The sequence below is a fragment of the Tannerella sp. genome (genome assembly GCF_052170195.1).
GTDB lineage: Bacteria > Bacteroidota > Bacteroidia > Bacteroidales > Tannerellaceae > Tannerella.
Genome location: NZ_JBQNAZ010000016.1, coordinates 31,723 through 55,069, shown reverse-complemented (window position 1 = coordinate 55,069; position 23,347 = coordinate 31,723). Strand labels below are relative to the sequence as shown.

At 47.1% G+C, this 23,347-nt stretch carries 20 protein-coding genes; 12 read left to right on the top strand and 8 right to left on the bottom strand.

Annotated elements, in window-relative coordinates:
• Positions 1-272: 272 nt before the first annotated feature.
• The 12 genes from ACTTKA_RS06390 to scpA all read left to right on the top strand — a co-directional run bounded on the left by ACTTKA_RS06390 (position 273) and on the right by scpA (position 15,245).
• Positions 273-779, top strand: a complete 507-nt coding sequence (locus ACTTKA_RS06390) for a hypothetical protein (protein WP_442724379.1) — start codon at positions 273-275, stop codon at positions 777-779.
• Positions 780-840: 61 nt separating this feature from the next.
• Positions 841-1,713: an InlB B-repeat-containing protein gene (locus tag ACTTKA_RS06385; RefSeq protein WP_442724378.1), complete on the top strand. Its 873-nt coding sequence runs from the start codon at positions 841-843 to the stop codon at positions 1,711-1,713.
• A 179-nt stretch (positions 1,714-1,892) separates the two neighbouring features.
• Positions 1,893-2,846: a hypothetical protein gene (locus tag ACTTKA_RS06380; RefSeq protein WP_442713244.1), complete on the top strand. Its 954-nt coding sequence runs from the start codon at positions 1,893-1,895 to the stop codon at positions 2,844-2,846.
• 420 nt (positions 2,847-3,266) lie between these two features.
• Positions 3,267-3,734: a hypothetical protein gene (locus ACTTKA_RS06375; protein WP_442724377.1), complete on the top strand. Its 468-nt coding sequence runs from the start codon at positions 3,267-3,269 to the stop codon at positions 3,732-3,734.
• Between the two features lie 21 nt (positions 3,735-3,755).
• The gene (locus ACTTKA_RS06370) at positions 3,756-4,070 is read left to right on the top strand and encodes a hypothetical protein (protein WP_442724376.1); all 315 of its coding nucleotides are present in this window, start codon (positions 3,756-3,758) and stop codon (positions 4,068-4,070) included.
• Positions 4,071-4,092: 22 nt separating this feature from the next.
• Positions 4,093-4,407, top strand: coding sequence for a hypothetical protein (locus tag ACTTKA_RS06365; RefSeq protein ID WP_442724375.1), 315 nt, complete (start codon positions 4,093-4,095; stop codon positions 4,405-4,407).
• Between the two features lie 38 nt (positions 4,408-4,445).
• On the top strand, positions 4,446-4,829 hold the full coding sequence (locus ACTTKA_RS06360) for an HU family DNA-binding protein (RefSeq protein ID WP_442724374.1): 384 nt from the start codon (positions 4,446-4,448) through the stop codon (positions 4,827-4,829).
• 509 nt (positions 4,830-5,338) lie between these two features.
• The gene (locus ACTTKA_RS06355) at positions 5,339-8,347 is read left to right on the top strand and encodes a SusC/RagA family TonB-linked outer membrane protein (protein WP_442724373.1); all 3,009 of its coding nucleotides are present in this window, start codon (positions 5,339-5,341) and stop codon (positions 8,345-8,347) included.
• A gap of 23 nt (positions 8,348-8,370) precedes the next feature.
• Positions 8,371-9,930, top strand: a complete 1,560-nt coding sequence (locus tag ACTTKA_RS06350) for a RagB/SusD family nutrient uptake outer membrane protein (RefSeq protein ID WP_442724372.1) — start codon at positions 8,371-8,373, stop codon at positions 9,928-9,930.
• A 98-nt stretch (positions 9,931-10,028) separates the two neighbouring features.
• Entirely contained in the window at positions 10,029-11,105 is a 1,077-nt protein-coding gene (locus tag ACTTKA_RS06345; RefSeq protein ID WP_442724371.1) for an SPOR domain-containing protein, read from the top strand.
• A 70-nt stretch (positions 11,106-11,175) separates the two neighbouring features.
• A complete protein-coding gene (gene mutA / locus ACTTKA_RS06340; protein WP_442724370.1) occupies positions 11,176-13,080 on the top strand; it encodes a methylmalonyl-CoA mutase small subunit in 1,905 nt (634 codons plus the stop codon).
• 17 nt (positions 13,081-13,097) lie between these two features.
• Entirely contained in the window at positions 13,098-15,245 is a 2,148-nt protein-coding gene (gene scpA, locus ACTTKA_RS06335; protein WP_442724382.1) for a methylmalonyl-CoA mutase, read from the top strand.
• 225 nt (positions 15,246-15,470) lie between these two features.
• Here the strand turns inward: scpA and ACTTKA_RS06330 are convergent, their stop codons facing one another.
• The 8 genes from ACTTKA_RS06330 to ACTTKA_RS06295 form a co-directional block, all read right to left on the bottom strand.
• The gene (locus tag ACTTKA_RS06330; protein ID WP_442724369.1) at positions 15,471-17,510 is read right to left on the bottom strand and encodes a Kelch repeat-containing protein; all 2,040 of its coding nucleotides are present in this window, start codon (positions 17,508-17,510) and stop codon (positions 15,471-15,473) included.
• A gap of 129 nt (positions 17,511-17,639) precedes the next feature.
• On the bottom strand, positions 17,640-18,578 hold the full coding sequence (locus tag ACTTKA_RS06325) for a hypothetical protein (RefSeq protein ID WP_442724368.1): 939 nt from the start codon (positions 18,576-18,578) through the stop codon (positions 17,640-17,642).
• An 18-nt stretch (positions 18,579-18,596) separates the two neighbouring features.
• Complete coding sequence (locus ACTTKA_RS06320) at positions 18,597-20,471, bottom strand: protein kinase domain-containing protein (RefSeq protein ID WP_442724367.1); 1,875 nt, start codon at positions 20,469-20,471, stop codon at positions 18,597-18,599.
• 73 nt (positions 20,472-20,544) lie between these two features.
• Positions 20,545-21,297, bottom strand: a complete 753-nt coding sequence (locus tag ACTTKA_RS06315; protein WP_442724366.1) for a PP2C family protein-serine/threonine phosphatase — start codon at positions 21,295-21,297, stop codon at positions 20,545-20,547.
• Between the two features lie 38 nt (positions 21,298-21,335).
• Positions 21,336-21,686 carry an FHA domain-containing protein gene (locus ACTTKA_RS06310; RefSeq protein WP_442724365.1) on the bottom strand — a complete coding sequence of 117 codons (351 nt, stop codon included), beginning with the start codon at positions 21,684-21,686 and terminating at the stop codon, positions 21,336-21,338.
• 152 nt (positions 21,687-21,838) lie between these two features.
• Positions 21,839-22,060, bottom strand: a complete 222-nt coding sequence (locus ACTTKA_RS06305; RefSeq protein WP_442713258.1) for a hypothetical protein — start codon at positions 22,058-22,060, stop codon at positions 21,839-21,841.
• Between the two features lie 131 nt (positions 22,061-22,191).
• Positions 22,192-22,845, bottom strand: coding sequence for an FHA domain-containing protein (locus ACTTKA_RS06300; RefSeq protein ID WP_442713259.1), 654 nt, complete (start codon positions 22,843-22,845; stop codon positions 22,192-22,194).
• Positions 22,842-23,231, bottom strand: coding sequence for a LytTR family transcriptional regulator DNA-binding domain-containing protein (locus ACTTKA_RS06295; RefSeq protein WP_442713260.1), 390 nt, complete (start codon positions 23,229-23,231; stop codon positions 22,842-22,844). The genes ACTTKA_RS06300 and ACTTKA_RS06295 overlap by 4 nt, the downstream gene beginning before the upstream one ends.
• Positions 23,232-23,347: the final 116 nt, after the last annotated feature.

The window sequence follows — 23,347 nt, the reverse complement described above, 5'->3', positions numbered from 1 at the left end:
GGTGGCGGTTGCCCGACGGGTTGGACAAGAAAGAACAGCGGTATATACCGGGCTTTCCGTTCGGCACAGACGACACGGCACCGTGGCAATGGGATGAGCAGCGGAAACGTCCTGTGCTCTATTGGGAAACAACAGAGAAAAAAGAATGATTTGAAACCAAAGACGGCGGGAAAGTTTTAGAGGGACAAGACGGCGGCACATTCGTCAAGACCGACAAATGATTTCAGAAAGAGCACCCTCCGAAAACGGAGTATAAAAGTAAAGAAACAGATATGGCACGAAAAGATTGGATTGAAAAATTGACGCCCGGGCATTTCGAGCACGGGGAAGAATTCGACCGGGAGGGTAACGAGGTTCTCCCTTGCCAATACGACACCTACGAACTGGCTTTTCAGGCAAACATCCCCCCGGCAATCGTAAGCACACCGGCGCAGACTCCTTCCGCACAAACGGTTCCCGTCGGTACGACGATGAAAATCGCCAACATCGATCGAACCCGCAACACGTTCGATTTCGTAGATGCGGCTTCGGGCGAGAATATCGTCTATCGTCGCCTTATCATTCACGGCGTGGAACCTGTCGATACAAGGTGCATCGTGAAAGAAGGCACCGAAATGGTGCAGTTTGTCATACGTGGCGGACGGGAAGTGAGCCGGAGGGCAGACGGTACTCAGACCGTAACGATCTACGCTGGCGAAAACACCTTCGCCTATTCGATGTATGCCCAACTGAAATACGAACTGAACGACGGCGTGCTGACCATTCTCGAAACGCAATAACCCGTTGAAGACTGAATAACTAACCCGCCTCCGGCAACAGAGGCATAAAACAGTAAGAAACATGAAACGAATTTATCTTATCGCCCTGATGGGCATCTTCGCAATGGGATTTGCTTCCTGCGGAGACAATGAAAATGAAGAAGTGAAAACATACTTCACTGTAACATTCGACACCGACGGCGGCATACCCGTACCGGAAAAGCAGCGCGTGGAAGAAGGTAAGACGGCTGTTGCTCCGTCGCCCGCACCGACGAAAACGGGATTTGCGTTCGTGGCATGGACAGCCGACGGCACAAACGCCTACGATTTCCGAACGCCCGTAACGCGCGACCTCGCCCTGCGAGCCAAGTGGAAAGAGAACGGCGGAACAGTAACAGAAAGTCCGAAAATCGGCGATTACTATTACAGCGACGGCAGTTTCTCCAAAGAGCTGAACAATGCTAAGACTTGTATGGGAATCGTGGTTCGTGAGAAAACCGCACAACAGAAAGGACTGGTCGTATCGCACGATGTGAGAGATGCGGGCGGATGGTGGATGCCGGTAACCGCAACGGGGTTCGTTTATAAACTCACGAATGCCAAAGACGAGAACGATGGCGCTAAAAATCTGGAAAAGATTAAGAAATGGAGAGATTGGGAGAAATGGTATCCCGCCTTTTCATGGTGTGCCAAAAAGGGCGATGGCTGGTATCTTCCTGCGATTAACGAATTGAAGACACTTTGCGATGTGTTGTTTGAAAACAGCACGCTCAATGCAAAACTCGAAGCTATTCCCGGAGGCAAACCGTTGACATTGCCTCAATACTGGTCATCGACGGAAAAATCAGACCGCACGGCGTTGGTTTATGTTCCCCAATTGAAATCCGTAGTAGCAAGGAACAAAACCTATGCTCAATCAAGCAACGTATCCGCTCGTGCTATTCGTGCTTTTTAAACTTAACCCCATGAAGAGATGATGATACAAAATTCTTTTTACGTGAGCCCAAGCCGGGGGAGACACATCGGATATTCACTTTTCGAGATGAACGAAAGTCAACAACGGACAGTCGTCCTCAAACTGTCGATTATAACTAACCCGCCTCCGGCAGCGGAGGCATAAAACACGAAAAAAATATGAAACAAGTAACAAAATGGATGACCGCGATACTTTTAGTATCCCTGTTTTACGGTTGCGGTCCCTCTGCGGAGGATGTGCTGAAAAAGTACCAACCGTATGCCCTGTTAACGACGGAGAGCGACAAACTCCCCGTCTCGTTCGGAATCATAGCAAATGCTCCGATGATAAGCTATCCGTTGTCGTTGATAAGCAGCTGTCAGGAACATGTAAACGCGCTGGCCGGACGCCGGTTCGTTGCTGACGCGCTGAACCCGGACCTACGGTTGCCTGCCAAAGTGAAAGTTCTGCCGGTGGCCGATATGGCCGCGGGCCACACGACACAATCCGCATCATACGGCAACAGTCTTGCGCTTAACAGCATCGAAACGCCGTTCCTGCTCGTCGGCTTCGAGGGTATCGCCCCCGCCGAATCGAAAGAGGCAGCTATCCCGCCGGCGTTTTCCTCCAAACAGACATATTCGGGAAAGATTCCTTTCGAAAACTCGAAAAATGTAACACTGAAGATGACACTGTCGCCCGATTTGAAGCAAGTTACCGAACTCACGATCTCCGGAGAGGAAATAAAACTCACCCCGGATCATTTCGAAAAGCAGCGCAAGCCATCGGACAAGGCTTTCAAGTTTTTGGAGAACTCGGGAATGAAAACGAATTTTGTCATCATTACGGTTAACGGCTATAGGACGGTTGATAGGGATGAAGCGGGACGTGACAAGATAGAAAGTGTAGAATTGAAAGGAGGATTTAAAACTACAGATACCATTGATATCGCCGACGGCAAAATCATATTGGACGAAATGCCGTTTATTTGTAATCTGACGGTGACGAAGGCCTGCATATACGGTCAAGTAAAACTGGAACTGAACAGAAACGGAACCCAATCGGTATATGTTGTGCTCAAAAACATCACCACGCCGCAGAACATCCCGAAAGAGATTTTAAAGAAACCATAAGCAGAAACCTAATCAGGAAACATAATAATAACGCATAAAAAACAGAACATGAAAAAATGAATATATGTAACCGTATTAATCGGACTGCTGGGTCTGCTAAGCGCATGCGAAATCAGTAGAGCAGCCCTGCCGTCCGAACGCAAATGGCGCAAATGGGCACAAATAACCCCCTTTGTCATTCCGAACACACAGTGAGGAATCTCACACGGAAAAAAAAAGATTCATCGCTGACGCTCTGAATGACAAAAGACGTAAATAAAACGAAAAGTGAAAAGTGAAAAAAGTGGCAAGGTAGTCAGAGTAGTAAAGAATAACAATTGACCATTAAGTTAGTGCAACTTGTGATATCTGAAAGCTGACCGCTGATTACTGATTGCTGAATAACCATTAACAATTATTTTACACCAAACAAAATTCGATATGAAATCAAAAATGAAAATGATGATGATCTTGCCGATTATATTTGCGGCAACCGTCGGCCTCTACGGCCAATCCTCCGAAAACAGTAAGAATACACCTTCGCAAAAGGAAATGTTGCAGGTAAAGGTTACCTATCTGGAGGAAGAGAAAAAGATACCGAACGCAGATGTTTACTTCCTCTATTACGACGAAGCAGCATCGACGTTAGTTGAGAAAACGGCTAACACCGGCAGCGGTAAGACCGTGAGTTTTCAGGTGCCGGTAACGAGTGGCGGAGCATCTTATGCTTTTGTCGTTTTCTTCTCTAAGGAAGAGGTGGCAAAGGCGAAAGAAGCACTTGAAAAAGGCAACAATCTGATGATGCTTTGTCGTCCGTCCGGAGAGACATGCGAGTCTCTCGAACTGCGTATTCAAAAAGACGGCACTATCGGCAATGAAGGCTGTGCCATACAGATGGTAATCAAATAAACACATAAACAAATAAATCGTATGAGTGCGATAGAAAAACTTACCCCGCAAGATTTCGGACGAGAATTCGATATCGTCCTGTTTTCCAAATGGAAAAGCGCATACAACAATGCGCATATACAAGGCATGTTCAACTTTGTAATTATCTTCACAACCCCCCTTCCCCTGTTTTATCTGTTAGGATTTCTCGGCACCATCCTTTGGTTTATCCTCAGCTTTGTCTGTATTATACTGATCATAACGAAATACAATAAAGTGAATAAGCTGAAAGCACAGCTGGGCATCAACAAACAGGAGATTCTCGAAGCAATCAGAAGATGCAAACAAAGAATATAAATCGTCTAAAATCAGAAAAAAGATGAAAAGAACAGATCAAAAAAGAGCAACGGGAAACAGAAGCCTGTGGGCGATGGCCATAGCGCTTCTATTCAGTCTCGCGGTCCTGTCGTGCTCCAAAACCGAGACGGGCACCATCACGAACGTCTATCAGCCCCTTGTTTCGGGGATGGTGAACACCTACATCAGTGTATTGTTCGACGACGGACAGACGGCCGAAGTCGTGCTTCCCGTCGACGATGCAATATGGAATCAGGCACGGCAGAGCAAAGGCCGGCAAGTAAAAGTCAAACGCGAAGGAGAAAAATGGTTGTTCGTCCGCTTCGTCGACCAATAACCGGAAACATTTATCTATTCATTTAAAACCAATTTTTTATGGCAATCAAATTCAAAGTAATCGAAAAAGGACAGCCCGGTGTAGCGGGCGGTGGAGTGAAAAAGTATTATGCCTCGGCCAATGTGACCGGCGAGAAAACGCTGGCAGGGCTCACGCGCGACATTGAACGGATGAGTACCGTAAGCGGTGCCGACATCCGGGCCGTGCTTTACGCGCTCGTCGATGTCATGCAGTCGTCGCTGGCCGACGGGCAGGCCGTACGTCTGGGCGAACTGGGCAGCCTGCGCATCAACATCTCGAGCGAAGGCAAAGACACTGAAAAAGAAGTGACGGCCGACGCCATCAGAAGCGCGAAAGTCATTTTCACACCCGGTGTCGACCTGAAGAAAATGCTCGCCAACCTCAAATACGAAAAGATGTAAGGTGTGCCCTCCGGAAAACACGTGTGTTTTTTTTAAAAAGACACGTGTTCTTCCGGAAAAAGACGTGTCTTTTTCGGACAGACGTGCTGACGAGCTTCCCCCTCCTCTCCGGAGGGGAGGGGCTGCAAAGGGTAAAAGATAAAACAATCGTGAAAAGACAGAACGTATGGCAACAACGCCATCAACGTTTCAACAAATGAACTACCCTCGCCGCAAGCGGACGGGGTAGTTCATTTGTTTTTGTCGGACAGCTAAGCTATTTGCGGGATATCAGGAGAGCGTTTTTGAATGTTAATTTTTTTGCGGATATGAAAAGAATATATATCTTGCGCTCGTATTGGTTCTGAAAAATCTATACAGGGAAACAATGTCATGTATTGCGATGAGCTTCGTGTCGGGAAATATCATGAAAATCACGACAGCCAGTTACAACTCTTGTTTCCGGAAATACGCTCTGAAATTTTACCGTGTGAATGAATGATAAATTGAATTTTTAAGGAGTGACTTGTATGAAACAAGAAAAGAATGCGAAGATCGGGCGCTGGAAAGCAGGGCTGCTTGCGGCGTTGATGTGTGTAGGTGTGACTGTGGCTTATGCCCAACAAGTCAAAGGAACAGTATTGGACGAGAACGGAGAACCGATTATCGGAGCCAATGTAGTAGAGAAAGGAACGACAAACGGTATAGTGACGGACTTGGATGGACATTACACCTTGTCGGTTTCCAATGTGGAACATGCCGTTTTGCAGTTTTCTTACATCGGTTATAATACGAAGGAAGAAGCTGTGAAAGGGCGCAGTACGATTGACGTAACAATGCAACCGTCTGTTGTGAATCTGGGTGAAGTTGTGGCTATCGGATACGGTACGCAGACACGCCGTCAGATTACCGGTTCGGTGGCGAATGTGACGGAAGATAACTTTAACAAAGGATTGACACGCGATGCGACCGATTTGTTGCAGGGTAAAGTGGCCGGGTTGATGATTAATTCGGGCTCGGGCGATGTGACAAGTACATCACGGATGCGGCTACGCGGTGTTACTACTTTGCAGGAAGACATGGGGCCGCTTGTCGTGATTGATGGGATACCCGGCGGCGATTTGAGCACGGTGGCACCCACCGATATTGAGTCAATTTCCGTGTTGAAAGATGCAACTTCGGCTGCGATTTACGGCTCACGTGCAGCAGGCGGCGTGATTCTTATCACAACGAAAAAGGGTGTTGGTAATCAAACGACTGTCAACTACGACGGATATATGTCGGTCGATGTGCTGGCGAATAAGCCGAATTTGCTCAATGCGGATCAATGGCGTGCCTATGCCGCTTATTCCAAACAAGACCCGTCGGTTTACGACCAGTACGGAGCTGATACCGACTGGTTCAGCGAACTGACACGTACAGGATTATCACAAAATCATAGCTTGTCGCTGTCCGGTGGTACGTCGAAGGGCAACTACCGTATTTCGTATACGTATCAGGATCGAAACGGAGTGATGCGTGACAACAAGCAGGAGCGTCACAGTTTCCGCTTCCAAGTGCAGCAACGGGCTATCAACGATCGTCTGCGTGTAGGACTGACCGGATCGGGAACGATTACCGATCAGCAATTACCGGAGGCAGGGAACTACATTTTGGCGTATAGCATGTTGCCCGTTTATCCGGTCTATAATGCCGACGGCACTTATTTTACAAAGGTCAATGCAGAGTTTGATCAGGGAAACCCTGTACAGAATCAGGACTTGAACCGCAAAGATAACGAGATGCTTTATTTCTATGGTTCGGGTGATATTCAATTTGAACTGGCTAAAGGACTGAATACAAAACTAAACCTCTACAAGAGCCGCTTCTCCGATACGCACAGCGAGTTCAATAACTCGACGACCGAAGACGGACAAAGCGATCAGGGGAATGCGTATAAACGAAACCGTGTGTGGAACCGTAACCTGCTCGAATGGACGATTGACTACGAGCGGGCATTCGGAGCCGACGAAGAACACAAGATACAGGCCTTGGCCGGTTATTCGTGGGAAGAAAATGCGTATGCTTACTTTTTTGCCCAGAACCGAAATTTCCTCTCAAACGATTTGTCTTACAACTCACTGCAATCAGGAAACGGCCTCAAAACGGGTGATGTGGAATCCGGCAAGAGCGCTTATAAGCTCGTTTCTCTATATGCCCGTGCTTTTTACGGTTATTACAATCGCTACATGATCACGGCCATGCTGCGTCGGGACGGATCGTCCAAGTTCGGTAAGAATAACAAATGGGGTATTTTTCCCTCTGTTTCTGCAGCTTGGGGTATATCCGAAGAAGCGTTTATGAAGGATATCAATTGGGTGAACGATCTGAAGCTGCGTGTAGGCTACGGTGTCACCGGTAATCAGACGGGACTCGATCCGTACCGGACTCTCGAGTTGTACGGCATGAAAGGCATCTATTACAATGATGGTTCATGGAAAACGGCTTATGCAATCAGCCAAAATGCCAATCCCGACCTGAAGTGGGAGTCGACTGCTACAATGAATCTTGGTCTCGATTTTTCGTTGTTTAACGGACGGTTCGGAGGAAGTGTCGAGTTGTACAAAAAGAAAACATCGGATATGTTGTATACGTATGCGGTTCCCACACCTCCGTTTGTTTATGACCGCATGATGGCTAATGTCGGCGATATGGAAAATACAGGTGTTGAGATGATGTTGAACATCGGTGTGATCCGAAACAAGGAGCTGGACTGGACAATGACACTCAACGGATCGTATAACAAAAATAAAATTACGCGCCTGTCAAACGACCATTACGAGACGAACAAGGTCTATGTAGGCAGTCCGTGGATTCGCGGAGGATCGGGAGTGACGTCTCATATCGTCGAAACGGGACGTCCGGTAGGACAGTTCTATATGTGGAAATGTAAAGGTATCAGCGATGAAGGAAAATATATCTTTGAAGACATCAATCATGACGGAAACATCGACGACGCGGATCGTACGTATTGCGGTACGGCATTGCCGGACGTGATTTTCGGATGGCAGAACACCGTGAACTATAAGAGCTGGGATTTTTCGGTTTTCTTCCGAGGCATGATCGGTAACGAAGTCTTTAATGGTCCTCGCGCCGCTTATGGTAACAATACGTATCTGCTCGGAACAAACGCATTGAACGATGAGTTGATCTATAAGTTGAAAGGACAGAACTCGCAGATATGTTCGTACTATGTGGAAGACGCATCGTTTATTCGTCTCGATAACATCGCACTCGGTTACACGTTCAACACGAAAAAAATCGATTGGCTCAGCAAAGCACGTATTTATGTGGCTGCCCAGAATCTCTTTGTTATCACCGGATACAAGGGACTTGATCCGGAGGTACAGTTAGGAGGACGTAACGAGACCGACCGTGCCAACAGCTCGAGAACAAGCACCGGTATCATGGCCGGTAGCGGACTTTATCCCGGTATCGAGTATCGCGATTTCTATCCCAAATCGAAGACTTTCACAGTGGGACTTAATGTAACATTTTAATAATCCGTATAAAAAATGATAATATGAAGATCAAATCAATCATATCCATGCTGGCCGGTGTTGCCATGCTGTTCTCCCTCTCCTCGTGTTTCGATCTGGAGGAGACGGTCTATGACAAAATTCCTTCCGATACTTTCGGGAAAAACAAGGCCGAAGTCGAAGCCATTATCGGGCCGGTCTATAATACATTGAAAAAATATTTCTCCTCAAACTGGCTCTATCTGAGCGAATGTACGGGAGATATGGCCATTAATCCGACCCGTAAGGGCGGCGACTGGTTCGACGGCGGAAGATATCGTGATCTGCACATGCATACATGGACTCCTCAGACGGGAACATTGCGTGGATGCTGGGATGCAGCGACGCAGTCCATCTCCTCCTGTAACTTGATTTATGCAACCATCGAAACTTCTCAAAGCATATCGGACGTGGATAAAAAAGCGGCTTTGGCTGAAATACGCGGTGTGCGTGCCTTCTGGCTCTATTGTCTGATGGACGCTTTCGGCAACGTGCCGCTGGCTGTCGACTTTAAGGATACCAGTCTGCCGGAAACGAAGACTCGTCAGGAAGTGTTCGATTATATTGTGCGTGAGCTGGACGAGATCAAAGACCTTCTTCGCTCCGATGTGTCGAGCGCAAGTTACGGCAAATTCACGAAAGGTGCCGCATATACCTTGCTGGCCAAAATGTATTTGAATGCCGAAGCGTGGGGCGTACACACGAAAAAGACGAATAACTGGCAAGAGGTCGTAAATGCCTGCGATGCAGTCATGGGGTTGGCCTATGTGCTTGAGCCGAGCTGGAAGACGAACTTCCAGATCAAGAATGAGACCTCACGCGAAGCCATCTTGTCGGCCTGCTATAGCGCTAATGATACGGAAGACAAAAACACGTTGCACCTTCGTACTTTACACTATAAAGACAACCTCGCTTTGGGAGGCACGTGGAGTGCATGGAACGGAATTTGCGCAGCAACGGACTATGCCAAACTCTTTGAAGAAGGTGATCAGCGACTGAAAGGCTCATTCTTGATAGGCGAGATGAAAGACCCTGCTACCGGTCAAGTCTTGATGACCGCACACGATCGTCCGCTGGTACACTACATCGACGTGATCCAAATCGAAGGCTCGCAGTACAAAGGTTCTGTATGGGGACAGGTCAATCAGGAAGACGGCTATCGTTGCTATAAATGGCCCTATGACAAGGCTACTTTGGGGGCGATGGAGAATGATTTCATTATTTTCCGTCTGGCCGATGTCTACCTGATGAAGGCTGAGGCGCTGGTTCGCATGGGCGGTGATAACGGTGCCGCCACGAAACTGGTCAATGCCATTCGTGAGCGAGGATTCGGCAATGCATCGCACAACTATACGTCCGTCACTCTCGAACAGGTTGCATTGGAACGTAAATTGGAATTGGCCTGGGAGTGTTTTTCCCGTCAGGACTGTATTCGCTTCGGTACTTTCCAGAACGCTCGTTATCTCAAACCTGATACAAAAGGCAAGGAGCACTTGAAAATTTTTCCGGTTCCGCAGATGGCACTTGACGCCAATCGTAACCTCAAGCAAAACCCCGGCTATTAATGACGCCTGTATTCCTTACGCCCCCGGCATAAACACGGGGGCGTAACTTTTTTGCCTTTTTCTGTGTCTTATTCCGGAAAATGATATATCTTTGCGTAATGCTACGGATTATTACACATATAGAGCGTGTACTGTTAGTCAACGACTGCGTGATTGTTCCGGACTTCGGAGGCTTTGTGCTCCGGCGACGTCCGGCTCTCTTTACAGCCGAAAAAAATGCCTTCTCTCCGGCGCATAACGAAATGGCGTTTAATCCTTCTCTCAACCATGACGACGGCCTTCTGACGGAATCATATATGCAAATGTATGGGATGGATTTCAGTGAAGCGCAGCAAACCCTCAGACAAGACCTGGACGAATGGACGAGAATACTGGATGATCACGGAACGGTTTCATGCGGTCGACTCGGATCGTTCCGCCGGAACGAAGACGGAACACTTATCTTCGAGCCGGCGACCGCTTATTATACCATTGACGCCTATGGGTTGACATCGTTTTATATGGCGCCCCTCGAAGCAGAGCTAAGTCACAGAAAACCGGTCGATTTTCCTGTTTCTCCGCAAGATTGCCGAAGTAAACAGACTATTCGTAGGGAAAAAGCGGTGCGCAAAGCACCTCTGCTGTTACGCATGATGGGACGCATCGCCGGTATAGCCGCTGCGGCTGTCGTGCTGTTCTTTCTGATTACTACTCCTGTCAAGGATGTGAACCGGAACTCCTACACGGCCGGATTTGCACCTTCAGAAATACTGACTTCTACGTTTTCAGCCGGTGAAGGAGAAAAAGAAAAAGCATCTCCGGTACAATCTGCGAAAGAAACGAATAAACCGGTCGCTCTCGTGCCCTCTCATCCGGAGCCGTCTATTGGGGCAACAGCCGAAACAGTACAGAAAACAACACCGGCATCGACTGAGATAGCCATAGAAGATGTGGTCAACCGATCGTATTATGTGATTATCGGGAGTTTTGATTCCCGCAGTCGCGCCCGGAAGTTCGTTTCGGAAGTCGATCCGGCGGAATGTCGTCAGATCGGGATAGTCCGGAGCGGTCAGCGGATACGTGTTTATGCCGCAAAATACGACAATCGGGCAGAAGCTGAAGCGTATGTAAACCGATTACGGGAAAAAGAAAAATTTAAGACATCGTGGGTCTATATCGGCCACCGAGAAAGTTGATACATCCGTATATTATTGTGACTTTTGAGGAACATACAGTCTGTTTAACAAATAAATAAAGAAAAGTTTTATGGCAGAAGCAAAAGAGAAACTTTTTTCCGAATTTCCTCCCGTATCCACGCAGGAATGGATGGACAAGATCACAGCCGATCTCAAGGGAGCGCCGTTCGAAAAGAAGTTGGTTTGGAAAACCGGCGAGGGGTTTAATGTAAATCCTTTTTATCGCGCCGAAGACATTGAGGGGATGGCGACTGTTACATCGCTGCCCGGTGAGTTTCCGTATGTCCGCGGAACAAACGTTTCTAACGCATGGCTTGTACGTCAAGATATCCAAGTGACTGACTGTGTGTCGGCCAACGAGAAAGCCAGACGTCTCGTAGCCGAGAGTGGAGTGACCTCTCTCGGATTCCGGATAAAGGGCGAACGTGTCAGCGCGGATAATATCCGGACATTGCTTGAAGGTATTTGTCCCGTAGAAACGGAACTGAATTTTATGACCTGCAATCGCAGGGCGGTAGAATTACTCGGTATTCTTACCGAGTATTACAGAGAAAAAGGAGTTGACTTGAACAAGGTGCAAGGCTCTGTGGCTTACGATGCCTTCAAGGTGCCGCTTGTCAAAGGTATTACACTTGAGAGCGATTGGGTAGAAGATGTGGTTGACGTGCTCAAAGCCGGCGAAGCATTGCCGCATTATCGTGTTTTGGCCGTACAGGCCTCCAACTTGAGCGACGCCGGTTCGTATATCACACAGGAGCTGGGCTATGCCATGGCTTGGGGGAATGAACTGCTCGCTAAACTGGCGGAAGCAGGGATACCGGTAGATAAAGTAGCTAACAAGATCAAATTTAACTTCGGTATCTCATCCAACTATTTCATGGAAATTGCGAAGTTCCGTGCGGCGCGCTGGTTATGGGCTGAAATTGTGAAGGCTTATGATCCGGTATGTACCTGTCCGCCGGACTGCTGCGATAAGACGGCAGACGACAGTGCATTCTGCCGCTGTGCCTGCAAGATGAAAATGCATGCACATACATCGGCCTGGAACATGACTGTGTTCGATGCCTATGTGAATATGCTCCGTACGCAGACCGAAGCGATGTCTGCCGCCATTGCGGGGGTTGACTCGATTACCGTATCGCCTTATGACGACGTGTTCAAAACACCGGACGAGTTCTCGGAACGCATCGCACGCAATCAGCAGTTGCTGTTGAAAGAGGAATGCCATTTCGACCGCGTGGTCGATCCGGGAGGCGGCTCATATTACATAGAAGTATTGACGAGATCCGTAGCCGAGGCTGCCTGGAAGTTGTTCCTCGAAGTCGAAGACAAAGGCGGTTTTGCCGTCGTGGCGAATGCCGGCGAGGTGCAGCAAGCCGTCAACGAGTCGAATTCTTCGCGTAAAAAACAGATTGCTACACGACGGATCAGTCTGCTCGGAACGAATATCTTCCCGAACTTCACCGAGATTGCCGGCGACAAAATCGAAGCCGATAGCGAATGTGGCTGTCATTGCCATAAAGATTCGGAAATCGCGAAACTCGATTTCTCGCGCGGGGCCTCAGAGTTTGAAGCTTTACGTCTGGAAACGGAGAAGAGCGGTAAACGCCCGAAGGTGTTCATGCTTACCATCGGTAATCTGGCCATGCGTCTGGCACGTTCGCAGTTCTCTTCGAACTTCTTCGCTTGTGCGGGCTACGAAATTTTCGATAACCTCGGCTTCGAAACGGTGGAGGCCGGAGTGAAAGCCGCTCGTGAGAAGAAGGCCGATATCATCGTGCTTTGCTCGAGCGATGACGAATATGCGACCTTTGCTCCCGAAGCGTTCAAGCTGACCGAAGGAAAAGAGCTGTTTGTGGTAGCCGGTGCTCCCGCTTGTATGGACGACTTGAAAGCGGCCGGCATCCAACATTTCATTCATGTGAAATCGAATGTGCTGGAGACGTTGCAGATGTTTAACCGAAGCCTTCTTTAAAAGAAAAAACAAAGATGATGAGACCGAATTTTAAAAATATCGATATTCAGAAAGCCGGTTTTGCTGCCACGAACGCAGCGGAATGGGCGAAGTCCAATGGCATTGAGGCCAATTGGAAGACACCTGAGCAGATTCAGGTAAAGTCAGTCTATACGAAAGAGGACCTCGACGGGATGGAGCATCTGCATTATGCCTCGGGGTTGCCGCCTTATCTGCGCGGGCCTTACAGCGGTATGTACGCCATGCGCCCGTGGACGATCCGGCAATACGCGGGATTCTCGACGGCCGAAGAGTCGAATGCCTTTTATCGCCGTAACCTCGCTTCAGGCCAGAAGGGATTGTCCGTAGCGTTCGACTTGCCGACGCACCGCGGATACAATGCCGACAACAACCGCGTCGTGGGTGACGTAGGAAAAGCTGGCGTGTCTATCTGCTCGCTCGAAGACATGAAAGTCCTGTTTGACGGAATTCCGTTGAGCAAGATGTCCGTTTCGATGACGATGAACGGAGCCGTGCTGCCGGTGCTCGCGTTTTATATTAATGCGGGTCTGGAGCAGGGAGCCAAGCTCGAAGAGATGCAGGGAACGATTCAGAACGATATTCTGAAGGAATTCATGGTGCGTAACACATATATTTATCCGCCCGAATTCTCGATGCGTATCATTGCCGATATTTTTGAGTACACTTCGCAGAATATGCCGAAGTTCAACTCGATTTCGATTTCAGGTTACCACATGCAGGAAGCCGGCGCGACGGCCGACATTGAGATGGCTTATACGCTTGCCGATGGAATGGAATATTTGCGTGCAGGTATCAATGCCGGGATTGATGTAGATGCTTTTGCTCCGCGTCTGTCGTTCTTCTGGGCTATCGGTATGAACCATTTTATGGAGATCGCCAAGATGCGTGCCGCACGCATGCTGTGGGCCAAGATTGTCAAGAGTTTCGGTGCAAAGAACCCCAAGTCGCTCGCGTTGCGTACGCACAGCCAGACGTCGGGATGGTCGTTGACCGAGCAGGACCCGTTCAACAACGTCGGTCGCACGTGTATCGAAGCCATGGCCGCTTCGCTCGGACATACGCAATCGCTGCACACGAACGCGCTCGACGAGGCTATTGCTTTGCCGACCGATTTCTCGGCACGTATCGCGCGTAACACGCAGATATATATTCAGGAAGAAACGCAGGTATGCAAGGAGATTGATCCGTGGGCCGGTTCGTATTACGTCGAAGCATTGACGAACGAATTGATCCACAAGGGATGGGCGTTGATTCAGGAGATCGACAGCATGGGCGGAATGGCTAAGGCCATTGAGACCGGTCTGCCGAAGATGCGTATCGAAGAAGCCGCCGCGCGCACGCAGGCACGTATCGACTCCGGCGTTCAGACTATTGTAGGAGTGAACAAATATCGCTTGGCTAAAGAGGCGCCGATCGATATCTTGGAGATCGACAATACGGCCGTACGTGAAGAGCAGGTAGCCCGTTTGCAGGATTTGCGCGGAAAGCGCGACGAAGCCGCCGTGCAGAAGGCGCTGGCCGATATCACGGAGTGTGTGAAGACGAAGCAGGGCAACCTGCTCGATCTGGCCGTCAAAGCGGCCGGTCTGCGTGCTTCGCTGGGCGAGATTTCCGACGCTTGCGAAGCCGTTGTAGGACGTTATAAAGCAATTATCAGAACGATATCAGGCGTGTATTCATCAGAAACAAAAGAAGACGGCGACTTCCGCAAGGCATGTGAGTTGGCCGAGGCGTTTGCCAGGAAACAGGGGCGTCAGCCGCGTATCATGATCGCCAAAATGGGGCAGGACGGACACGACCGGGGCGCCAAAGTAGTTGCAACGGGTTATGCCGATTGCGGATTCGACGTAGATATGGGACCGTTGTTCCAGACACCCGAAGAGGCGGCCCGCGACGCGGTAGAGAACGACGTGCACGTGCTGGGCGTATCGTCGCTTGCTGCCGGACATAAGACGCTTGTGCCGCAGGTAATCGAAGAGTTGAAGAAACTTGGCCGTCCGGATATTCTGGTTATTGCCGGAGGCGTTATCCCCGCACAGGATTACGACTTCCTCTACAAGGCCGGCGTAGCTGCGATTTACGGCCCGGGAACATCCGTGGCCAAAGCTGCTTGTCAGATATTGGAAATACTTCTTTCTGAGTAAAGAAGGAGAATTCTTTCATAACAATTTTAGGTTTGGAAGCCGTCTCTCGTGAGAGAGGCGGCTTCTTCGTATCCAGGTGCGACGCTGAAAAACAAAATTGGGCATCTGATGGGAGTGCGTTAGTACCGGTACTAACGGGGGGATTAGTAACAGCACACATACCTTCCGACTGGAAAAGGTTACTTAACGGCCTTCGCCGTTGTGAAATAACAAATACTTCTACCTTCAATTATCCCATGTCGGATCATAAGAAATCATGGTCGTAGAAGTCGGAGAAAGGCCGATGTAGATCAGATCGTTCATGACAAACATACAATGGATGCCTCTTGCCTGAGGAGGCAGTTGCGATTTCTTCGTCCATGTCATCGTAGACGGATTATATTCGATGATATAATATGCTTCATCAATCATGTAGATTCTGTTATGATGTGCCACGCCGGCCAAAATACCCTCGGTAGGGATTGTACAGATCGTTTCTCGTGTCCACAAAGCGGCATTCGTTGTTTTCCACAGCCCTTTATTGAAGACACCGCTTCCATTTTTACCGAGTCCGACATAAGCCGTATTCCCGATCGTTACGGCGATACCTCCGTATTGTTGAACAGGGAAATCGGGCTGTCGTTTCCATGTATTGGCTGAGATCTCGTACATCCATACCTCGTTCTTTACTGTGTCTTTGCGACCTCCTACGTAACAGATACTGTCGTTCAAAGCAAAGCCAACCGAGAGATAGGAGGAATCCGGTCTTATGGCCGTCGATCTGTCATACCAGGTGTTACTCCAAGAGTTATATTGATAAAAATCGTTTCTTGCTTTACGATCGGCAGCCATTCCTCCGAAAATAAAGGCTGATCTGTCATGCACGACAGCCGTCTGCCATTTGACCGGACCTTCCGGATGTGGCAGCATTGCTCTCCATTCGTCTGTAGTGGCATTATAGTAATGGAGTTCAGCCGTATATTGAGGGCCGATATCCCCTCCGAGAATATATCCCCAGTCTCTGATGGAGAAGTATGCCGGAGAATTTTGGATACGGGGAGCGCCTTGAAACGTTTTTAGATTTCCCTTGAAAACGTGAGGCATTGTTTTCATTTTGATCTCTCCGTATGAAGTGCCTTCATTATTCGTTGCATAAGCTCGGAAATAATATGTTGCACCTCCTTTCAGACCGGCAATCTGACTGCTGAAAACGCCTTCGGCATTCGGTTCAATTTCTAATACTTCGGCATTCGTGAGGGTAGGATTCGTGGCGGTTGCAGACCAGCAGATCCCGCACGCTTTCACGGCACTTTGTCCCGACTCTTCAACCTTTCCGCCCACTGTAACCGCTCCTTTCAAGATATTTTTTAACTCTGCCGTAGTGACAGTCGGGATATTGCTTTTTGTGATGAACGAATCTTGTTCACTGTATGAAATACCGAATTCTTTATTTCGGGCAAATGCTCGTACATAATATTTCTGTCGCGAAATCAGGTTTTCGCATTCTACCTTAAAAGTGCCGCTCCCCACGCCGCATTTGTCATCATACGTCGCATTTTCGATGGTGGGATTTTTCTTCGTGCTCCAGCAGAAACCGCGTTGAATAACGGGAGCATCTCCTTCCTTCACCACGGTAGCAGAGAAGGTGGCTGTCGTATAGCCTCTTTTTAGAATGGTTACAGGTGAAACTGTCGGCAAACCATCTCCAGTCACGAATGTTCGAAGAGGTCCGGACACAACATAATAACCGAATCGATTTCTTACAAATGCCTGAACGTAATATTTCGTAGATGCTCTCAGACCGCTGATCCGACAGATGAATGAATCGGTATCCATCGTACTTAGAACCGAATCTTTCGGAAGCATCAATGATGATGTCGAATAATACACTCCGCGAGCAAGAACAGTTCCTTCGCCGTGCAATTCTATTTTTCCTCCGGATAGCGCCGTTTTAGCACGCACACTGTCTATGATCACGAATGTACGAACCGATCCTAATCCTGTATTAGTCGAGACTTTACTTTCTTCTCCATAGGCGATGCCTTTCAGGTTTTTGGCATAAGGACGGATATAATATGTTGTGTTATTAGACAAATTTTCGATCGTGCCGCTAAATTCACCCAGTCCCTTACCGAAGGATTTAGCGCTGTCGGGGCGAACAGTCGGATTATTTTTTTTCGACCAGCATAATCCGCGCTCTTCCACTGCCGCGCCGTTGGCCTTCTCGACCGAGGCTGTCAATGTGATGGAGGAAGCTGTGCGTTCTATTTTTACGGTTGTTCCCAATTGGGGAATTTTTGCGTTTTGTATTCCCGGTTCTACCTTCGGATCGTCAAAGCATCCATAAAAAAAACCGCAGAAAAGGACAATCAGAAATATATAGTATTTAGCCTGTCTCATTGTTTGTTCATTTTTTTAGAAAACCAAGCCAACTCCCGCATTCGGATAGAAGTACTTGAAGTTAAAAGCGCTGCATCCGCCCGAAACATAGAAGCGCTTGTTTTTTAAGAAATAAGAGGCATCCAAGTCTATCTTAAACCCTTTTTTCGAGGAGTCTCGATCTTTTGCCCATCCGGTAGACTCTATGATACCTTCATCATTTACGATTTCATATTCGCGCAATACATCTCGTTGCCAATACCCTGCTCCCAAAGAAGTGTAAAAATTCTCTACGGTTCTTACCATAATACCGACCGATCCCATCATCACATTGGCTTTCGTTTTTCCTGTCGAACCATAATATTGTTGCATGTTTTCAATCACGAATCGATTTCCGTCGATACGACATTCTTCATTATGTCCTTGAAAAGAAAAGTTGGAATGCAGTTTTACATACCAGCCGATCAGACTATTTACTCCACCGACCCGAATGCCGTATGGAGCCAACAGAGAGAAATCATATCCGGCAAAGAAACGCATAGGCTCTTTGGGTTTCTTCGGAGGGGTAGGGGGAAGAGCGTTTGAACGGCGTATATCTTCGAGCTGTTTACGCCAATAGCCGGCAGTCGTCCGGTTTTCATAAGTCCCGATCCCTTGGGTATAATAAAGAATTAACTTCTGAATGGCCGATGTGTCTCGTTCCGTTGCGTATTCATTCAGGCAGTTCAAGCATTTACTCATCACTGTACGCATCGAAACATGCATTGTCTCATCTTTCAGCCATATTTCAGTGAGCTGGTGGATACTGTACTGGTCACAGTATGAAACGCCTTCTTCGTACCACATTTTTGCGTCCCGATAATCGTTGCGTTTCATCGCTTCGTCTCCTCTACGGTTATATTCGGTCTGTCGTTGTGCTCCGGCGTAGGAGGGTAGCAATAAACATCCGAATATAATCCACATCCATATTTTCATGTATCCTTTTCTTTGTTATTAGTAGGTCGTAAGTCCTTTCCCGACCAATACTCCGTTTGAGTTATAAATATCGTACAGACGGTCTTCGCGCTCAAAGGCTCGTCCGCTCTCCGACCGTCCCACACTCAGATAAATACATTTGATACGTTCGATTCCTTTGGCATCAATAGCCCCATAACGTCCGTTTTGTTTTTTCCGGACAATTGTGTAGTTGCCAAAAGTCATTCCCGATTCATACAATGCGATCCGATCGGCTATATTTTTTTCTTCTATTTTCTCCTCACAAGCTAACGATAAACGAACGACGTCTTCGGTTATCTTTATCTCTTTGGCTTTTGTGAAATCTGCTTTTGCCTCAACATAATGACCTTGATTCATTTTTATCTTTCCAGATACCAGTAACGCCGCATAATTTGCGTTCATTCGTTCGGTCTCTTCTTCTGTTTTTTTTGCGTTTGATGCTTCTTCAGAGCCTTTCTTATCCGATTCTTTGCTTGTCGTTGTTTTCTCCGATTTCTCTTCTTTCTTTATCGGAAGAGCGGTTTCGTTTCTTTCCTTTTTCTCCGTTTGCTCCGCTTTATGGATTTCATTCGTCACTTCGGAAGGAGATTGTTCCTTCAATGGGGCTTCCCTCTGAGGTTGGAGATCGACCGGAATGATCGGTTCGCCTTGTTGCATCGAGGCGTCAGCCACTAACTTGTTGTTGATGAATGTTGTGTTTTTATCGCTCCAACTGAACAGGTATGACACAGCCCAACTTACACCGGCAAACGCAAAGATTAACAAGGGTAATAAAATCCGTCGTTTACTTTTTGTACGCCGTTGTTTGGATTGCCTCGTTTTCGAAGGTATAAAAATCGTTTCCTCATTGTCCGTTGATCCGGGCTTGCAAGAAGTTGCGATCAACTGTGTGCTTTCATTTTCATCGACAGATTGTTCCGCTTCGTGCTCCTTCTTTCTTGGAATGCTTATGTTTTCTTTGCTTACGATCGATGGTGGGATATCCAAAGCATCAATCATTTCTTTTATCGACTGATAACGGTCTTTCGGATTTACCTGCATCGCTTTCAGTACGACGGCTTCCGTTTTCGGAGATATTCGTTTATTCAGTTCCGACGGATGAACTAAAGGCTTTGTCGCTCTTAAAATCGATTCGACCGGGATCACGCCGGTCAGCAGATTATACATGGTTGCACCCAAAGAATAAACATCGGGACAGGGGGAGAAATTTACCGTGCCCTCATCATCGTACTGTTCGATCGACGCAAATCCTTTTGACAGCGTAAGCGTCGTTGTGCATGCCTCTTGTTCTTCGAGATCGTAACGCTTACTGACACCAAAATCAATTAATCGGGCATTGTCATTTTTGTCGATTAAGATATTGTTGGGCTTGATATCGAGATGCAGGATATTTTTCTGATGTACAAACTCTAGCGCCTTCCCGATCTGTGCGACGTATTTGAGCACTTTCGACTCCGGCAATACCGTTTGTTCGCTCAACATGGACTTCAATGAACAGCCCGATATATGTTCCATTGCGATATAGGCTGTGTTGTTCTCTTCGAACACTTCCAACACATTGACGATATATGGATGATGTACTTCGGAAAGAATTTTGGCTTCTTCGATTTGTCGCTCTTTGAACTTATCAAAAAGAATTTTTCCGGTTCCAGAGTGCACTTTGACTTCGAATGTTGTCTCATCTCTAAAGCAATAGTCTTTAAAGAAGTACTCCTTAATACAAATGGGCACGGCTGTTTCTACAGCTCCGAGTTCACCTTTGACCTCAGTGTTCCACTCGCCCAAATAGGTGATTCCAAATCCTCCCTGGCCGATGACTCTCGTTAGACAATACTTGCCATTTTGCAAACAATATCCGTCCGGCAAATTCATAATTACTTACAGTAATCGGATTTCGCAACAAAGATACATTTTTTTAACGAAAGAATAAAAAAGGTAGAATAAATTACTTGTAACTCGATGGATTTTGCACCTTTAATACAGGCAAAAGGTAGAAAGAATAATTATCGTGGGCTTTTTCATAACACGTTTCCACAAGGATATCTTTTACCTTTTCAGGTATGCAGGGTTTTTTGAAAAGAGACGATAGTTCCTTGTCCGACAAGCAATCGGTTACTCCATCCGTACACATGAGAAAGCAATCGTTAGGTTGAATATCCGTCAGAAAGGCAATGTCTGCTTCGGTCGGATTAGCTGAGCCTGTGATCGCTCGGGTAATGATGTTTTTCTGAGGATGATGCAGGCCTTCTTTCTGAGTGATTTTCCCTGTTTTTACCCAAAAATTGACTAGCGAATGGTCTTCCGTCCGAAAGACCGGCTTTCCGTCTCGGAACTGATAGATTCGACTGTCACCGATATGTACGGACGTAACTCCTTTATTTCCAAAGTAGAGCATTGTGAGTGTGGTAGCCATTCCTTCTGCCTCGGGATGTGCCGAGATGTATTCGTCGAAACGTACCTCGGTATACCGGACAGCTCTGTGGATCAATTCGTCTGTGGCATCTTCCTCAAGAAAAGTGGAAAAGAAAATCTGAAAAGATTCACATGCCAGCGAACTGGCGATCTCTCCTTTTTCCGCACCGCCAACGCCATCGCATACAACAAAGAGATTCTGTGAACGTGTTATCATTTGAGAGGAAGGAAAGATCGCATCTTCGTTGTTCGGTCTTCTTCCTTTTTCACAGATAGCGTATGGCATTCCGAGCGTTATATTCATGGCACTAAAAGAGAGATAAGTTATTCCTTAAAGCGAACGTAGGTGTGTCCGATTTTGATTTCGTCGTTATCATTCAGCACTACCACTTCGCCTTTATCTAAAGATCTGCCGTTATATTGCGTATGATTCTTGCTCTGGTAATCCGAGAGCATGTGGATGTAGCTTCCTCGATTACCTTTCTTTACTTCTATTCGCATGTGGTTGCGGCTCATCTCTTTATCGCTGGTTTCGATACGGATTGTCGCTTCCGACACAGACGCTTTGCGTCCTACGATAAAGACTCCCTCACGCAAAGGAAATGTTTGCTCCGGAGTGTCCGGATTGGCGACCACAATTAACCGGCCGCATCCTTCTCGAATCGGCCGGATCAAAACGGTTTCGGAATCGGTCGGTTGTTCGGTTTTTAAATAAGAAACCGGAACGTCATGCCGACATTTCGGGCATTTAAATGAAGCTATTCCTTCGGGGATTTTTGTTTCATCAACTTTTAAACCGACTTTACAATGCGGGCATTTTACCGGAATCATAAAATGATTGAAACGTCTGCGTCATCCATTCCCGAAGTAATGTCGATAATGTCTTCATTAGAAGCGATTTCTACATCGTCGGAAAGGGTGATGAAATCGGTATCGTCGAGCACTTCGTCGACCATTACGAAATCACTTACGGGCGTTTCATCGACGTCGATCAGCAAGACTTCATCCAAGTCGTTGTCTACCGTTACAAATGTATGTTCATTGTCCATCTTTTTACTGTTCTTTATTAGTTATTCTGTCACAAAGATAGATGTTAAAATCTTATGTGATTTAATTCTTAACCATTAACGTACGAAGCAAGGAGATTATTGTACAAAACCCTTGTTTGGTATATATCACTCTATTTTTTCACCCATTTGGCACGACATGAGCCGACAGAGCATCTCTTTTTATTGGCCAAGGACTCCCATGGTATTTCGCCGAGAAACGTTCCGCATTTTGGACAGACATAATCGATTTTGAACTGATTGGAGAGTCGTTGCATCAAAGCCGGAATTTTTGCGGACTGTCTGGCTCCGAGGTAAATACCTAGGGTGGGAGCACATATAGCCAGTGTCAAACTGCCAATAAAGATCCCTTGGTGATGTTTTCCAAGGACTCCGATAATGAGTCCTGCCACCCCCACAAAAGCAAAAGGCAACGATTGGAAGATACGTGTCTTAAACTGGTTCGTAGACTGGATCCGTATTTTTTCTTTGATATATCTTTCATAGACCGGCTTCAAGGCTGCAAATTCTTCACTATAATCGTTATCCGATTTCAAAACGGCCATTATATCCAGAACATAATGATCTCCGAGCATAATAACATCAGAGGGGATCACTTTTTTCTTGATTACACGGTCTCCATTGACATAGATGCCGTTTGCGGAATCTGTATCCTCAATAAAAAGATGGCCGTTTTCATCGCGTATTAACCGTGCATGATACCGGCTGACGTGTACATCATCTACTACAAAGTCATTGTCATTTGCTTTACCGATTCGGATGATCATTGTGAGTCTTTGCTTTTTGTTGTGATTAGTGCATCTTGCTCCAAGCTCTCCTTCAGGGCTTTCAAAGGTTCTCTGGGTACAATCAGTTCGCGAGGCTTTGATCCCGGCACGAGCAGTAGCAATTTTTGTTTCGGTAAATTAATTTGCAAAATATAATTTTTGTTGATGATGTAGCTTTTGCCTACCCGAACGAGTTGCGATCTGGAGTCTGAGGCTTGCGTATCCAACATACCTTCGATTTTTCCGATATTGATTGCAAATGTAAACTGAATGCCCTCTGTCAATAGCAGCTTAGTGTAATTCCGATCTGCTTCGAGATAAAGTATGTTGCTGATGCGTATGCGCAATAATTCATCTCTCGTTTTTATTATCAAATACCGATCCATCCTTTTTATTTAGCAGGTATAGTCATTATTGAGGAGCAAAAGTAGACTTTTTTTAATACCCATCCAAAGAAAATATAAAAAAAGAGCATGTCAGCAATCGATGTTTATCTGACACA

Excerpts from the sequence above, each read along its gene's own strand:
- ACTTKA_RS06390 (WP_442724379.1), top strand. The coding sequence starts at position 273 with ATGGCACGAAAAGATTGGATTGAAAAATTGACGCCCGGGCATTTCGAG.
- ACTTKA_RS06385 (WP_442724378.1), top strand. The coding sequence starts at position 841 with ATGAAACGAATTTATCTTATCGCCCTGATGGGCATCTTCGCAATGGGA.
- ACTTKA_RS06380 (WP_442713244.1), top strand. The coding sequence starts at position 1,893 with ATGAAACAAGTAACAAAATGGATGACCGCGATACTTTTAGTATCCCTG.
- ACTTKA_RS06375 (WP_442724377.1), top strand. The coding sequence starts at position 3,267 with ATGAAATCAAAAATGAAAATGATGATGATCTTGCCGATTATATTTGCG.
- ACTTKA_RS06370 (WP_442724376.1), top strand. The coding sequence starts at position 3,756 with ATGAGTGCGATAGAAAAACTTACCCCGCAAGATTTCGGACGAGAATTC.
- ACTTKA_RS06365 (WP_442724375.1), top strand. The coding sequence starts at position 4,093 with ATGAAAAGAACAGATCAAAAAAGAGCAACGGGAAACAGAAGCCTGTGG.
- ACTTKA_RS06360 (WP_442724374.1), top strand. The coding sequence starts at position 4,446 with ATGGCAATCAAATTCAAAGTAATCGAAAAAGGACAGCCCGGTGTAGCG.
- ACTTKA_RS06355 (WP_442724373.1), top strand. The coding sequence starts at position 5,339 with ATGAAACAAGAAAAGAATGCGAAGATCGGGCGCTGGAAAGCAGGGCTG.
- ACTTKA_RS06350 (WP_442724372.1), top strand. The coding sequence starts at position 8,371 with ATGAAGATCAAATCAATCATATCCATGCTGGCCGGTGTTGCCATGCTG.
- ACTTKA_RS06345 (WP_442724371.1), top strand. The coding sequence starts at position 10,029 with ATGCTACGGATTATTACACATATAGAGCGTGTACTGTTAGTCAACGAC.
- mutA (WP_442724370.1), top strand. The coding sequence starts at position 11,176 with ATGGCAGAAGCAAAAGAGAAACTTTTTTCCGAATTTCCTCCCGTATCC.
- scpA (WP_442724382.1), top strand. The coding sequence starts at position 13,098 with ATGAGACCGAATTTTAAAAATATCGATATTCAGAAAGCCGGTTTTGCT.
- ACTTKA_RS06325 (WP_442724368.1), bottom strand. The coding sequence starts at position 18,578 with ATGAAAATATGGATGTGGATTATATTCGGATGTTTATTGCTACCCTCC.
- ACTTKA_RS06320 (WP_442724367.1), bottom strand. The coding sequence starts at position 20,471 with ATGAATTTGCCGGACGGATATTGTTTGCAAAATGGCAAGTATTGTCTA.
- ACTTKA_RS06315 (WP_442724366.1), bottom strand. The coding sequence starts at position 21,297 with ATGCCATACGCTATCTGTGAAAAAGGAAGAAGACCGAACAACGAAGAT.
- ACTTKA_RS06305 (WP_442713258.1), bottom strand. The coding sequence starts at position 22,060 with ATGGACAATGAACATACATTTGTAACGGTAGACAACGACTTGGATGAA.
- ACTTKA_RS06300 (WP_442713259.1), bottom strand. The coding sequence starts at position 22,845 with ATGATCATCCGAATCGGTAAAGCAAATGACAATGACTTTGTAGTAGAT.
- ACTTKA_RS06295 (WP_442713260.1), bottom strand. The coding sequence starts at position 23,231 with ATGGATCGGTATTTGATAATAAAAACGAGAGATGAATTATTGCGCATA.